This is a genomic window from Paraglaciecola sp. L3A3 (assembly GCF_009796765.1).
Taxonomy (GTDB): domain Bacteria; phylum Pseudomonadota; class Gammaproteobacteria; order Enterobacterales; family Alteromonadaceae; genus Paraglaciecola.
In genome coordinates, this window is sequence record NZ_CP047023.1 from 5,025,196 (window position 1) to 5,038,530 (window position 13,335).

The 13,335-nt window shown below is 38.6% G+C and carries 14 protein-coding genes; 6 read left to right on the forward strand and 8 right to left on the reverse strand.

Features of this window, described 5'->3' with window-relative positions:
* Nucleotides 1–4 precede the first annotated feature (4 nt).
* Genes GQR87_RS20920 through GQR87_RS20945 form a run of 6 tightly spaced genes read right to left on the reverse strand, consistent with a single transcriptional unit; the run spans nucleotide 5 to nucleotide 4,384 of the window.
* The gene (locus tag GQR87_RS20920) at nucleotides 5–712 is read right to left on the reverse strand and encodes a hypothetical protein (protein WP_158972609.1); all 708 of its coding nucleotides are present in this window, start codon (nucleotides 710–712) and stop codon (nucleotides 5–7) included.
* Entirely contained in the window at nucleotides 709–1,470 is a 762-nt protein-coding gene (locus GQR87_RS20925; RefSeq protein ID WP_158972610.1) for a hypothetical protein, read from the reverse strand. The genes GQR87_RS20920 and GQR87_RS20925 overlap by 4 nt, the downstream gene beginning before the upstream one ends.
* Complete coding sequence (locus GQR87_RS20930) at nucleotides 1,460–1,819, reverse strand: cupredoxin domain-containing protein (RefSeq protein ID WP_158972611.1); 360 nt, start codon at nucleotides 1,817–1,819, stop codon at nucleotides 1,460–1,462. Before GQR87_RS20930 ends, GQR87_RS20925 begins: the two co-directional genes overlap by 11 nt.
* Nucleotides 1,812–3,152 (reverse strand): ATP-binding protein, encoded by a 1,341-nt coding sequence (locus tag GQR87_RS20935; protein ID WP_158972612.1) that lies wholly within the window; start codon nucleotides 3,150–3,152, stop codon nucleotides 1,812–1,814. The genes GQR87_RS20930 and GQR87_RS20935 overlap by 8 nt, the downstream gene beginning before the upstream one ends.
* 3 nt (nucleotides 3,153–3,155) lie before the next feature.
* The gene (locus GQR87_RS20940; RefSeq protein WP_158972613.1) at nucleotides 3,156–3,818 is read right to left on the reverse strand and encodes a response regulator; all 663 of its coding nucleotides are present in this window, start codon (nucleotides 3,816–3,818) and stop codon (nucleotides 3,156–3,158) included.
* A 44-nt stretch (nucleotides 3,819–3,862) separates the two neighbouring features.
* Nucleotides 3,863–4,384 (reverse strand): FxsA family protein, encoded by a 522-nt coding sequence (locus GQR87_RS20945; RefSeq protein WP_158972614.1) that lies wholly within the window; start codon nucleotides 4,382–4,384, stop codon nucleotides 3,863–3,865.
* Nucleotides 4,385–4,697: 313 nt separating this feature from the next.
* Here GQR87_RS20945 and GQR87_RS20950 point away from each other — a divergent pair, with 313 nt between their 5' ends.
* Nucleotides 4,698–6,500: a protein-disulfide reductase DsbD gene (locus tag GQR87_RS20950; protein ID WP_158972615.1), complete on the forward strand. Its 1,803-nt coding sequence runs from the start codon at nucleotides 4,698–4,700 to the stop codon at nucleotides 6,498–6,500.
* Between the two features lie 67 nt (nucleotides 6,501–6,567).
* Here GQR87_RS20950 and upp read toward each other — a convergent pair whose 3' ends face one another.
* Nucleotides 6,568–7,197 (reverse strand): uracil phosphoribosyltransferase, encoded by a 630-nt coding sequence (gene upp / locus GQR87_RS20955; protein ID WP_158972616.1) that lies wholly within the window; start codon nucleotides 7,195–7,197, stop codon nucleotides 6,568–6,570.
* A gap of 292 nt (nucleotides 7,198–7,489) precedes the next feature.
* Between upp and aroQ the strand changes: the two genes are divergently transcribed.
* Genes aroQ through accC form a run of 3 tightly spaced genes read left to right on the forward strand, consistent with a single transcriptional unit; the run spans nucleotide 7,490 to nucleotide 9,785 of the window.
* Nucleotides 7,490–7,924, forward strand: a complete 435-nt coding sequence (gene aroQ / locus GQR87_RS20960; protein ID WP_158972617.1) for a type II 3-dehydroquinate dehydratase — start codon at nucleotides 7,490–7,492, stop codon at nucleotides 7,922–7,924.
* A 45-nt stretch (nucleotides 7,925–7,969) separates the two neighbouring features.
* The gene (accB, locus tag GQR87_RS20965; RefSeq protein ID WP_158972618.1) at nucleotides 7,970–8,422 is read left to right on the forward strand and encodes an acetyl-CoA carboxylase biotin carboxyl carrier protein; all 453 of its coding nucleotides are present in this window, start codon (nucleotides 7,970–7,972) and stop codon (nucleotides 8,420–8,422) included.
* A 13-nt stretch (nucleotides 8,423–8,435) separates the two neighbouring features.
* Nucleotides 8,436–9,785 carry an acetyl-CoA carboxylase biotin carboxylase subunit gene (accC, locus tag GQR87_RS20970; RefSeq protein WP_158972619.1) on the forward strand — a complete coding sequence of 450 codons (1,350 nt, stop codon included), beginning with the start codon at nucleotides 8,436–8,438 and terminating at the stop codon, nucleotides 9,783–9,785.
* 54 nt (nucleotides 9,786–9,839) lie between these two features.
* Here accC and GQR87_RS22600 read toward each other — a convergent pair whose 3' ends face one another.
* Nucleotides 9,840–11,240: a PAS domain-containing methyl-accepting chemotaxis protein gene (locus tag GQR87_RS22600; RefSeq protein ID WP_158972620.1), complete on the reverse strand. Its 1,401-nt coding sequence runs from the start codon at nucleotides 11,238–11,240 to the stop codon at nucleotides 9,840–9,842.
* A gap of 125 nt (nucleotides 11,241–11,365) precedes the next feature.
* Between GQR87_RS22600 and prmA the strand changes: the two genes are divergently transcribed.
* Both prmA and hemC read left to right on the forward strand, forming a co-directional pair.
* Nucleotides 11,366–12,244: a 50S ribosomal protein L11 methyltransferase gene (gene prmA / locus GQR87_RS20980; RefSeq protein ID WP_158972621.1), complete on the forward strand. Its 879-nt coding sequence runs from the start codon at nucleotides 11,366–11,368 to the stop codon at nucleotides 12,242–12,244.
* A gap of 122 nt (nucleotides 12,245–12,366) precedes the next feature.
* The gene (hemC, locus tag GQR87_RS20985) at nucleotides 12,367–13,305 is read left to right on the forward strand and encodes a hydroxymethylbilane synthase (protein WP_158972622.1); all 939 of its coding nucleotides are present in this window, start codon (nucleotides 12,367–12,369) and stop codon (nucleotides 13,303–13,305) included.
* Nucleotides 13,306–13,335 lie beyond the last annotated feature (30 nt).

Consider the following 13,335-nt stretch of genomic DNA (forward strand, 5'->3'; position numbering starts at 1 on the left):
GTGTTTAAAACTCATATTCTAACGCAAATCTCAAAGTATGATCTTTTGCATCACCATTTAATCCAGCAATAAATGCCATTTCCCATTTTAATTGTTTTTGCCCTTGGTATCTTTGAATACCCATAAAAGCGGGGCCAATACCGACAAAATCTTCACCTGTATAAACCTCTATGGCGGGCTGAAAAGCAGGAGTGTATCGATAGCGATATTTTAATCTAAACTCAGTTTCAAATTCATCTTGAATATTTTTACCCCACTCATAAACAAGTAAGGCATTGAGAGTTAAGCTGGTACGAGTAAATTCTTTTTCGAATAAGACTCCAGTCGTTAATTCAAAATTATCACTACCTTGCTCTTTGGCAATTTCCAATAAAGTCCCCCAATCAGCCCATAACTCTCCTTGATCGGTCAACATCCAGCGGGCTTCTATCTCATAACCATGTAAGCCAAAATCACCTACTTCATCCCGCTCACCCACAATATAACCTTCAATTGTTAGATATTCTGACAAGGCATGGCCGTAAGCAAACTTCTGCATTAATACATTGCCATCATCATTTTGCCTAGAGGTGAAACGCCATTCCAATTCACGCTCATTTGCCAATACATAAGGGTGATAAACTTTATCGACAGGGGTCCCGTCCGCCCAACTTACTGACATATTGATATAAATTAAGACCAAGAGAGTTGCCAAGTGGTAAACAGTTTTCATCGTTTTCTACCTTGCTTGGTTGAGAAAAAATACATAGATAAGGCTATGCATAAAGTGAAGATATACACTACGAGTTGATTGAATGAAGGTGTCGCTTGATAACCAAACAGCGCGTTAAAAAGCTGCCCAAATTCTGATTGATTAGAAAGTATATTTTGGCTATTCCAAACTACGGCAGAACCGTCAATCACATCGACCTGTACCAAAAGTGGTAAAGAGTTTGTAAATTGACCTATTGTGTATATCAAAATAAACAAAAGGCTGACTCTTTGGTTAAATTTACTGTCTAGCCAGCTAGTCACAAAATAAATTAAAATCATTAAACTAAGGCAGATCCCCAATCCCAAGAAAAGCCCTAACAACATAGGTTGTAGAGCATCTATCTGCCTAAAATAACCAGAAAAATATACAGTGAAATTTGCCCCCTTGCTAGCCAGTGTCAGTACCAACATACAAGTTGCAGTTAACAACAAAAATCGTTTATTTCTTTGTTTTTTAACTAATTGGTAGCCCAAATACAAGGCTAAACAGTAGTTGGTAAAATGCATAAATACCATTAACAACTCAGTGCCACTACCATCAAACCAATTACCAATAAAATTAAGTTGCCCCACTAGTAGTACTGTTGTTATTAAGCCAAGCAAAATGGAGCTAGGCAACCAAACACGATTAAATGCTAGTTGGGTCCACAACAAGCTGATTAAAACAAAAATTGGCAATGCGTCTCGCAACAATAAGATTACCGTGTTAATTAACATTCGGCTCTCCTTGCTTCTGCTTCACTACTATTACTTTACCTTGCGCTGAATTGGGGTTGTACTCACCAAAAAAGTCATAAATACCGGGTTTTAAAGGACCTATATAAATAAATGACTGCTTATTGGGGAACAAAACTTTTTCGCGGTTTAAAGAAAAACTATCAAATTCCTCGGGGGTGTCATCCATGTTTTGAATAATTAATTTTACTTTTTGCCCTGCGGGGATTTCAATTTTAGACGGATAAAACAAATGGCCTTTTAACTGAATTTTGTATTCAGCGGTGGCAGCGAAGAGCTCATCACACGCAACCGAATTAACCAGTAAAATTAACACTAATAGTCTAAGCATGGCTAATACTCTTGTTCGACAGGCTGCTCTGAAAAAACAGTGAAATTGATAAGCCACCTAATGCGGTAGATTTGGTTAGCTTAAATTTAGCATTGTGCAGGTGAGCAATATGTTTCGATATCGCTAACCCCAAGCCACAGCCAGGTTCAGTACTAGTATGTCGATCGCCACCCACACGATAAAAGCGTTCAAATATTCGCTCATATTCTTGTTCTGCTATTCCAGGCCCAGAGTCCTCTACAGTTAAGATTATTTGCTCTGACATTTGCAACAAATTGACTGATATTTTTGCTGCGACAGGAGAATATTTACTGGCATTGGCAATAAGGTTTTGTAATAAAACCCCCAAAGAGAATTCATCGCCCAATATCGAAATGTCTTTGCCTTTAAATTCAATATCTTGCTGTTTCTCTGCAATTTGAGGATAGATCCTCGCAATAGTATTTTGACATAAGGTTTTCAAATTGAGTTCAGTAAAACTAACTCGATACTGGTCTGGATTAGTACGATTGAGTAGCAGAATTTGCTCCACCACATGGCCCATACGTTCAATACCATTTTCTAGGTCGACTAAATTTGTAGAAGCAAAGTCCTCTGTAGCAAGTTCATGTTTTAAGTTGTGGATATTAATTTTCAGTACGCTTAAGGGGGTTCTAAGTTCGTGGGCCGCATCAGAAGCAAACCTTTTTTCTCTGATAAAAGCAGCATCTAGCCTTTTGAATAGCTGATTAAGAGTATGCAATACAGGCTTTAATTCTTTAACGTCTTGACTAAGTTCAACTGCAGTTAAATCATTTACTTTTTTTGATTGCAAGTCTTTCGAAAGGTGTCTAAGTGGACTTAACCCTGAATGAATAATGAAATAGATAGCGATGGCCAATAGAGGTATAGATAAAATTAATGGGGTGACAGCCGCTAAAATCATCTCTTCGGCTAATTCAAAACGTCTATTTAATGGTTGCGCAACTATCACCCATCGTTCGGATTGGGGGAAATATTGCGTATAGGTGCGCCAACGTTGGGATAAGAAGTTATTTTCGGAGTAACCATTTTCACGTTCTGCAATGGTTGCGGTTAAAACCAGATTTGAGCTCACTATTAATTGATCATTTTGCCAAATTTGATAAATCAATGTTGGGTCGGAATATTCATTCGAAAGATCTTGAATGACAGAGCTTTGGGTTGAGAAAACACGAGCCAATGAAGTCAGTTCATTATCAAAAATAACCCCAGCTTTTACCATACTGCTGCGATAACCTTGTAAGGCAGCAAAAAATGTAACCAAAGTGATTACAGATAATAAAATTAAGGTGAGATAACGACGAATTGACAAGTCTTAAACGCCTTTGGAGACACTGTAACCTACGCCTCTAATTGTTTTGATAAAGTCTGCAGGTAATTTTTTTCGTAAATGGTGAATATGCACCTCAACCGCATTACTCGCAACTTCTTCACCCCACTCATAAAGTTTAGACTCTAACTGTTCTCTAGATTGGATTCTGCCTGCTTGCTCCATAAGTATTCTTAGCAACATGAATTCTTTACGAGATAAATCTATTTTGTTCTTGTCGACAGTTAGTTCGTGTGCAGCTAAATCAAGGGATACATTGCTAATTGTGACCATAGAAGTAGTCGCTGTTCCGAGACGCCTTTCTATTACTCGTAACCTCGCAATCAGTTCGTTCACATCAAAAGGTTTACACAAGTAGTCATCAGCTCCTTGGTCTAAACCTTTGATTTTATCATCTACCGTATCCCTTGCAGTCAAGATAAGTACAGGTAAAGATGGTGATACTTTTCGAATTCTTTTTAGTAAATCTAAACCGTCCATGTCTGGTAGACCTAAATCTAAAATTAACATGTTGCATTGATTAGTTTGCACACTTAACAAAGCAGATTTTGCAGTGCTCACATGATTGGCTGTAAAACCTTCTTTCCTAAGAGATTGATGTAAACCTTTAGCTAATTGAGCATCATCTTCTACTAATAAAATGCGCATTTGACAGTTTAAACCTAATTGGAGACATGATTGATAACAACAGTTTAATCTGGTTTTCTTAAAGTAGGCTTAATTTTTTCGTCTTTATCTTCATCTTTATCGACAAATTCACCTTCGATTATTTCACCAGACTGTTCTTCTTTTTTTTGTTGAAAATCATATTGAGAGTGGCTTTGTTGAGTAAACTCACCTTGAAATGATTGATTAACCATGCTTACCGACATGTGTTTAAGTATATTTTTTGCAATCAGTGGACGTGTCATCGGAAGACTTAACAAAAAGCCAAGACCGTCTGTTATAAAACCGGGAGTGACTAACAACACACCAGCAATAACCAACAGTAAACCCTCAGCCATTTCTTGTCCTGGCATCTGTCCAACTTGCATTTTTTGTTGAGCTTGAGCCAGTGTAGCTAAACCTTCCTGGCGGACTAAGCGTGCGCCAAAAAATGCAGTAAGCACGACAATTGCCACTGTATACCAACCACCAATTTGATCACTCACATTGATTAGCAGGGCTATTTCCAGAATGGGTAATATCACGAATAAAACAAATAACTTTGCCACTGAAACCTCGAATAAAATATGTATTGTAATGATATTGGTCGTTAATCTTTAATAACCAAGGTTAGCATTGTTACAGAGTGTTGCTTGGCTTGTCTAATTTAATCAAGCTTATGGCATACTGCTTGTTGAAAGTTAGAATGAAGTTTACGGGTCTTAATATTTTGTTAAGCTTACCTGTTTAAAATGGGTAATCAAGTTTAGCCACAAGCTAGGTCTGTTAATCAATACTGCGCTTTATATAGCGTTTTAGATCGAACAAAATTTATAACACAAAGGCCAACAGTCCCTAACACTAATATGAGAAATACAGTAGATGAAATTTAGTCGCCATTTTTTTACCCTCTTTATTGCTTTTTGTTTGTTGCCATTTTTCAGTTTGGCTCAAACAAACGAGCCCTTAGCTGATTTATTTTCTGATGAGCCAGAATTTTTAAAAGTTGAACAAGCATTCGAGTTTGATTTTAAACAAGAAGGCGACAAGTTAACCTTAAGTTGGGATATTGCTGATGGTTACTATTTATATAAAAAGCAATTTAAAGCTGTGGTCAAAAATGCTGACTTGTCTGAGCCGACATACCCCAAAGCAGAACAAATCGAGGATGAATATTTTGGCTTGTCAGATATTTTTCGTAAGCGAGTAGATATTGAATATTCTATTATTTCAGCGCAAGACAATGGTTTAGTTAAAATCCGTTTCCAAGGTTGTGCTGACGCAGGTCTTTGTTATCAACCTATCATTAAAGAAGTGTTTCTCAATCCAGTTACCACAACAGCTTCCAGACAAACAGCTAACTCGTATGAAACAGCCCCCACTGATAAGCCACCCCAAGCCCAGCAATTTGAGTTAGCCAGCCTACTGTCTAGTGAACAAAGTTTACCATGGACATTATTGTTATTTTTAGGCTTAGGCATAGGTTTAGCTTTTACTCCTTGTGTATTCCCTATGTACCCTATTTTATCGGGCATTGTTATTGGTCAAGGTAAGTCGATTAGTACCTCAAGAGCATTTACTTTGTCTTTTGTGTACGTACAAGGCATGGCCATAACTTATTCACTGCTAGGGCTAATAGTGGCTTCGGCAGGCGTGCAATTTCAGGCCAGTTTGCAACACCCGGCTATTTTGATTGGTTTAATTGTGATTTTTGTTTTGTTGGCGATAGTGATGTTTGGTGCCTATGAATTACAATTACCGAGCTCATGGCAAGAAAAATTAAACGCTATGAGTAACAAACAAACTAGCGGTAGTTATTTGGGAGTATTAGTGATGGGGGCGATTTCGGGCTTAGTTGCTTCGCCTTGCACTACTGCACCGCTCACCGGAATTTTACTTTTTATCGCACAAAGCGGCGATTTAGTTTTAGGCTTCACTGCTTTGTATGCTTTGAGTTTAGGTATGGGGATCCCGCTCATTCTGTTTGGTATAACGGGAGGTAAGTTATTACCTAAAGCAGGTAATTGGATGAACATAGTTAAAGTGACCTTTGGTTTTATGATGTTAGCCGTGGCCATTATGTTTGTTGAACGTTTGGTTTCCCATATGGCCACAGATATAGCTTGGAGCCTTTTAGGTTTAGCTACCTTTAGTTATTTTTATGTAATGAATCAAGGCAGCCAAACATCTTTTTATAAAGGTGTACGAGCACTATTAATTTTTGTAGGTTTATTTGCTTCAGCTGGTTATGGTTATCAAACTATCAGCAGTGTTAGTGCTACTAATGAACATGGCCAAACATCTAAAGCCGACTCGACTCATGTCAGTTTTGTTGAAGTGACCAACTTAGCAGACTTCGAGAAAAAAGTAGCCGAGGCCAATGCCGAGGGTAAAACTGTGATGATCGATTTATATGCTGATTGGTGTGTAGCTTGTAAGGAGTTTGAAAAATATACTTTTCCTGATCCTGCAGTGGTAAAAGCACTACAAAATACAGTGCTGTTACAAATTGATTTAACTGATAATACCGATAGTAATTTGGCCTTCCAAGAGCGCTTTTCTGTTTTGGGATTACCTACTATTTTGTTTTTTGATTTAAATGGCCAAGAAATCCAATCATCAAGGGTGACGGGATACATGCAAGCAAAACCTTTTGCCCAGCATGTAAATAACTTTCTAAATTAAATAACCCAAATTTAGATTTTTACTAGCGGTAGTACTAATTATTCACTACCGCTAGTAAATGCTGCGATCATTTAGTACCGAATATTTTATCACCCGCATCGCCTAAACCAGGCAAGATATAACCTTTGTCATTTAACTTTTCATCAATAGCTGCGGTATAAATATCTACATCAGGGTGCGCGGCTTGCACAGCGGCTAATCCTTCAGGTGCAGCGACTAAAAACAAGCCCATAATTTTTTTACAGCCTTTTTCTTTGAGTAAATCTATAGTGGCGATCAACGTACCACCAGTGGCTAACATAGGGTCAACAATCAAAGCGGTACGCTGTTTGGTATCTTTTACTACTTTATCGAAATAGGCCACGGGTTGCAGTGTTTCTTCGTCTCGATATAAGCCAACCACACTGATTTTTGCGTTTGGGATCAATCTGAGTACACCATCTAACATACCCAAGCCAGCACGCAAAATAGGCACAACAGTAATCTTTTTGCCCTTTATTTTTTGTGTGTTAAGCATTTTTCCGTTCCAACTTTCAATCTTCACAGTTTCAGTAGGAAGATCTCGGGTTGCTTCATAAGTCAGTAAGTTGCCCACTTCGCTGGCAAGTTCTCGGAAGTCTTTACTGCTGATCCCTTTCTCGCGCATTAAGGCTAATTTATGCTGAATTAATGGATGTTCTATTGCGTGAATTGTCATCTAAATACTCATTATAACTAGTTGCAGTGTTAACAAGTGTAATCGAAATTTGTTGTCAGGTAGATATCAGATAATAAAATTACTATTTTACTTTACTCAAAATCACAATATTTATAAACTTTGCGGTAATCTTCGCTGATTCGACCAGTATTTTGCTGTTAAATTCTGTTTACTCACTATAATGGTTTAATTATTGTATTTTTTGTACATTTACTGTACAAATTACAGCGTAATCACTAAATAGTTACTTGCTGAAGGCAAGTTGGGGCTTTTTTATTAACATGGCAATCTTGTGAATTTATTACTGATAAATGGTCCGAATCTCAATATGTTAGGTAAACGTGAACCTGAAACTTATGGTTCACAGAGTCTCGAACAAATTAATGATGAGATAAACCTATATGCCGAAACTCTCGGCATCTCAGTTACTCATGTGCAGTCAAATGCTGAACATGTATTAATTGATACTATCCATAGTGCGTTTCAAAAGATCGACTTTATTGTAATTAATCCTGGAGCATTCACTCATACCAGTGTTGCTTTGCGAGATGCCCTGTTAAGTGTTTCGATTCCCTTTATTGAGGTGCATTTATCGAACGTACATGCAAGAGAACCTTTTAGACAACATTCATATTTATCGGATGTGGCGCAAGGTGTGATTTGTGGCTTAGGTTCACAAGGTTACAAATTTGCTATCGCTGCCGCGAAAAATTTTTTAAAGAAATAAAATCAACAACACTCAGTAGTTGATGACTAGATTAGAGAGAGAATAATGGATATACGTAAAATAAAAAAACTGATTGAGCTGGTGGAAGAGTCTGGCATATCTGAATTAGAAATTACCGAAGGTGAAGAATCGGTTCGCATCCATCGCGGTGGCGCTGCCAGTCAAATGATGGCTCCTATGCAATATGCAGCTCCACAACAACAAGTTGCGGCACCAGCACCTGTTGCTGCGGTTGAAGCCCCAGCTGCTGCCCCGGCAATCACTGGCCATGTTATGAATTCTCCTATGGTTGGTACTTTTTATCGTTCATCTTCTCCTGAAGCAAAACCTTTTGTTGAAGTGGGACAAAAAGTTAATGTGGGTGATACCTTGTGTATTATCGAAGCAATGAAAATGATGAATCAAATTGAAGCTGATAAATCAGGTGTTGTGACACAAATTTTAGTGGACAACCAAGAGCCAGTAGAATTTGATCAACCTATGTTTGTGATTGAATAAAAGGCGTATGACTATGCTTAAAAAAGTCCTTATCGCAAACCGTGGTGAAATTGCTTTACGCATATTACGTGCATGTAAAGAATTAGGCATTAAAACTGTAGCTGTGCACTCAACTGCAGATGAAACGCTTAAACATGTATTGTTAGCTGATGAAACAATTTGTATTGGTAAAGCTTCCGCCACTGAAAGTTATCTTAATATTCCACGAATAATTGCTGCTGCAGAAGTAACAGATGCCGACGGTATTCACCCAGGTTATGGCTTTTTGGCAGAAAACGCAGACTTTGCTGACGCCATAGAAAAAAGCGGGTTTGTGTTTATTGGCCCTACAGCCGAAACCATTAATTTAATGGGTGACAAAGTTTCAGCGATTAGATCGATGAAAGCTGCTGGTGTGCCATGTGTGCCTGGTTCTGACGGCCCATTAGGCCCTGATGAAGAGCGTAATAAAGAATTAGCTCGAGGCATTGGTTATCCCATCATAGTGAAAGCTGCTGGTGGTGGTGGTGGTCGTGGTATGCGTGTGGTCCGTAGTGAAGAAGAATTAATTTCGTCCATCGCTATGACTAAAAGTGAAGCCGGCGCAGCCTTTAACAATGACGTAGTTTACATGGAGAAATTCCTAGAAAACCCACGTCATGTCGAAATTCAAATTTTAGCGGATGGTCAAGGTAACGCGATTCATTTAGGTGAGCGTGATTGTTCAATGCAAAGACGTCATCAAAAAGTAGTTGAAGAAGCCCCAGCACCAGGTATCACTCCTGAAATGCGTGCAAAAATTGGCGCAAGATGTTGCCAAGCATGTGTTGAAATTGGTTATCGCGGCGCAGGTACCTTTGAGTTCTTATTCGAAAATGATGAGTTCTATTTCATTGAAATGAATACCCGTATTCAGGTTGAACATCCAGTATCAGAAATGATTACAGGTGTAGATTTAATCAAAGAACAACTACGTATTGCTTCGGGTCAAAAACTGACTATCAGTCAAGACGATATAGTGGTAAAAGGTTTTGCAATCGAATGTCGTATTAACGCAGAGGATTCAAAAACCTTTATCCCAAGTCCTGGACAGATCACTAAATTTCACGCTCCTGGCGGTTTAGGTGTGAGATGGGATTCGCATATCTATGCTGGTTATACTGTACCTCCATATTATGACTCTATGATAGGCAAATTAATCACTTATGGTGAAACTCGCGATGTTGCCATTGCCAGAATGCGCCATGCCTTAGATGAGTTAGTGATTGGTGGCATCAAAACTAATGTTGATTTGCAAAAGAGCATTATGGCCGATGAGGCTTTTGCTGCTGGTGGCGCTAATATTCATTACCTAGAGAAAAAATTAGGCATGGATGGCCATTAGTTACTTTGTTAACTAATTAAGGTTATTTAAAACAGGGGCTTAAACGCCCCTTTTTTATAGTTGTCGTTTTATTACTTCAACCACTTCTTTTGTGCCTGTACTAATTTCATTAATTGCGTTACCTGTTTGTTCAACTAACCCCATTCCAGCTTTTGAGCTTTCTACAACTATTTCCATTAATTTCACAGCTTCAGACGCAAGATTATTATTTTCTTTCACCACGTTATCTATTTCAGCGGTAGATTTACTGGTTCTCGCTGCTAACTGACGAACTTCATCGGCCACTACAGCAAAACCTCTACCTTGCTCACCAGCTCTAGCTGCTTCTATTGCCGCATTTAAAGCCAATAAATTAGTTTGATCTGCTATTGCTGAAATCGTATTTACAATATTACTAATTTGTTCTGATTGATTGCTAAGAGAATTAATACTAGTGGCCGTTGTAGCTAAACCATTAGAAACTTGAGACATGGCAATAATTGCCTCATTTACTATACCTAAACCTTTTTGCGATATTTGGTCGGTATTCATTAAGGACTCAAATGCAATTTGGCTAGCTTTTTGTGAAGTTATAACAGTATCTGTGATATCGGTGGCAAACTTAACCACTGTAGTTATTTGCCCATCAGCATTAAAAATTGGATTGTAAGTTGCTTCTAGCCAAATTGGCTGCCCCGTTTTATCTAATCTTTTGAACTTACCAGATAAAAACTGCCCTTGGTTTAGGTTCTGCCACATTTCTCTGTATTGGCCAGAGTTAACATATTCAGGGGTGCAAAACATTTTATGATGATGTCCAACAAGTTCTGATTCGGTGTAACCTGTAGTAGTTAAAAAATTATCGTTACATTTTAATATAGTACCATTTAAATCAAATTCTATTACAGCCATTGATCTTCGCACTGAGTTAACCATACTTTTTAACTCTTTCATATGAGTCACAGTATCGGTAACGTCAGAAGCAATTTTTATGACTTTTTCGACTTGTCCAGTACTATCAAAAACTGGGCAATAACTCGCAGCTAACCATATTTTTTTGCCCGATCTAGTAATACGTTCGAACTCTCCCTTCATCGCTTTACCACTGCCAAGGCTTAGCCAAAAATCCCTGTAATCAATGCTATTGATTAATTCAGGTGAGCAAAACATTTTGTGGTGATTACCTACGATTTGCTCAGAGCTATACTCCATAGTTTTTGCAAAATTTTCATTTGCCTTAAGAATATGACCACTGGGAGAAAACTCTATTATTGCCATAGAAGTAGACAAGGCATTTATCATCAAATTTTTAGCAGTCAGTTCACTTTCTTTTTTAAAAAGTTGGTTTTCTAGTTCTTTGTTTTTCTTCTGAAACCACATTAAGTTTTTCTCACATAAAAAAGCATCCACCTTAACAGGTCGGATTTGTATTGGATATAAAACCAAAGTAGTACTATTTGTATATTTTCTAGGCATTAATCCACTTAACGATTTTACATCTATTTAAAATTAACGGTTAAAAAAGAATGATCTGCTCTACAGATTATTATTCATTTAACTAGTGATATACTAACTGACAAATTATTAGCTCGAATATAAAGATGCCTTGGATCCAACTTAAAATTAATCATCAAGCTGAATATGCCGAACAAATCGGTGATATGTTATCGGCAAATGGTGCACAAGCTGTTACTTTTGTCGATGCAAAAGACACTCCCATGTACGAACCCAAACCAGGTGAAGTAATGTTGTGGCCAGACACTCAAGTGGTGGGTTTATACGACGCCAATCACGATATGCAGCGAGTGATTTCTCAATTAGAAAAGTCAAAAATATTAGGTAAAAACTTCAACCACAAACTCGATCAATTAGAAGACAAAGATTGGGAAAGAGAGTGGATGGAAAACTTTCATCCAATGCAATTTGGTAAGCGTTTGTGGATTTGCCCTAGTTGGCGCGACGTACCTGATCCAAATGCAGTAAACGTTATGCTCGACCCTGGTCTTGCCTTTGGTACAGGTACTCACCCAACCACTAGTTTATGTTTAAGATGGTTAGACAACTTAGAATTAAGCCAATCTTTAGTAGTCGACTTTGGCTGTGGCTCAGGTATTTTGGGCATAGCGGCTTTAAAATTAGGAGCTAAACGAGTGGTAGGTATCGATATTGACCCTCAAGCCCTATTGGCTAGCCAAGACAACGCTAATCGTAATAATATAGGCCATATGATTGAGCTTTATTTACCCCAAGATCAACCCGTATTAGAAGCCGATGTAGTACTAGCCAATATTTTAGCTGCCCCTCTCAGAGAGTTAAGAGAAGTCATTACCGCTTATTGTAAACCCGGCGGTAAATTAGTGTTGTCGGGTATTCTAGATAACCAAGCCGAAGAAATTAACCAATTGTATAGCCAAGACTTCGACATGGAACCGATAGAAATTGACGGAGAATGGGCCAGAGTGTCAGGGGTTAAACGTTAAGCACTTAAAAGCCTAATAACAAAACTCTTGCTTACATTTATTTGAGTTCAGGGCTTCACCGGACTCTTGAATTTTCTGTTAATATCAACAACAAATGTTGTCCCTGTAATTTTGGAATTTAGATGTCAAAACGAACAATACGTATTGCTACCCGTAAGAGTGCACTCGCTCTGTGGCAAGCAGATTATGTAAAAGCCGCCTTGCTCAATGCTCATGCAGATTTACAAGTAGAGCTTGTACCCATGAGTACTCAAGGGGATATCATTCTAGATACGCCACTGGCTAAAATTGGTGGTAAAGGTCTATTTATTAAAGAATTAGAAGTGGCCATGACAGAAGGTCGTGCCGACATAGCCGTGCATTCGATGAAAGACGTGCCGGTTGAATTTCCTGAGGGGTTTGGTTTACATGCTATCTGCGAGCGCGAAAACCCTTTTGATGCATTTGTCTCGAATAACTTTGCTAGTTTAGATGCGCTACCTCAAAACGCCGTAGTAGGTACGTCAAGCCTTAGACGTCAATGCCAATTACGTAAGCGTAGACCAGATTTAGTGATCAAAGATTTGCGCGGCAATGTGAATACCCGTTTAGCAAAGCTAGATGCCGGTGAGTACGACGCTATTGTTCTAGCAGCTGCAGGGTTAATTCGTTTAGGTATGCTTGGGCGTATTACTCACGAAATTCCTTTTGATGTGTCTTTGCCTGCTGTTGGCCAAGGGGCTGTGGGCATTGAATGCCGTAACGACGATCAAGAGCTAATTGCATTACTTGCACCATTGAATCATACCGAAACCTCAATTCGAGTTCGCGCCGAGCGCGCCATGAACGCTAAGTTAAATGGCGGCTGCCAAGTGCCTATTGGCAGTTTTGCGGTAATCAATAAAAATGCCAACAGTGAACAAGTTACCCTTAAAGGCTTAGTGGGTTCGGTAGATGGTCAAACTCTTTTGTATGCAGAACAAACTGGCAGTATCGAACAAGCCGAACAAATAGGTGAGCAAGTCGCAGATAAGTTACTTGCCCAAGGCGCAGGAGACATTCTTGCAGCCTTACATGACTAAGATTAATTTAGGATGAGTAATTTAGGATAA

Bases quoted from the DNA above. Each gene is read 5' to 3' on its own strand.
- GQR87_RS20920 (WP_158972609.1), bottom strand. From the start codon at position 712: ATGAAAACTGTTTACCACTTGGCAACTCTCTTGGTCTTAATTTATATC.
- GQR87_RS20925 (WP_158972610.1), bottom strand. From the start codon at position 1,470: ATGTTAATTAACACGGTAATCTTATTGTTGCGAGACGCATTGCCAATT.
- GQR87_RS20930 (WP_158972611.1), bottom strand. From the start codon at position 1,819: ATGCTTAGACTATTAGTGTTAATTTTACTGGTTAATTCGGTTGCGTGT.
- GQR87_RS20940 (WP_158972613.1), bottom strand. From the start codon at position 3,818: ATGCGCATTTTATTAGTAGAAGATGATGCTCAATTAGCTAAAGGTTTA.
- GQR87_RS20950 (WP_158972615.1), top strand. From the start codon at position 4,698: ATGAAATTTAGTCGCCATTTTTTTACCCTCTTTATTGCTTTTTGTTTG.
- upp (WP_158972616.1), bottom strand. From the start codon at position 7,197: ATGACAATTCACGCAATAGAACATCCATTAATTCAGCATAAATTAGCC.
- accB (WP_158972618.1), top strand. From the start codon at position 7,970: ATGGATATACGTAAAATAAAAAAACTGATTGAGCTGGTGGAAGAGTCT.
- accC (WP_158972619.1), top strand. From the start codon at position 8,436: ATGCTTAAAAAAGTCCTTATCGCAAACCGTGGTGAAATTGCTTTACGC.
- GQR87_RS22600 (WP_158972620.1), bottom strand. From the start codon at position 11,240: ATGCCTAGAAAATATACAAATAGTACTACTTTGGTTTTATATCCAATA.
- prmA (WP_158972621.1), top strand. From the start codon at position 11,366: ATGCCTTGGATCCAACTTAAAATTAATCATCAAGCTGAATATGCCGAA.
- hemC (WP_158972622.1), top strand. From the start codon at position 12,367: ATGTCAAAACGAACAATACGTATTGCTACCCGTAAGAGTGCACTCGCT.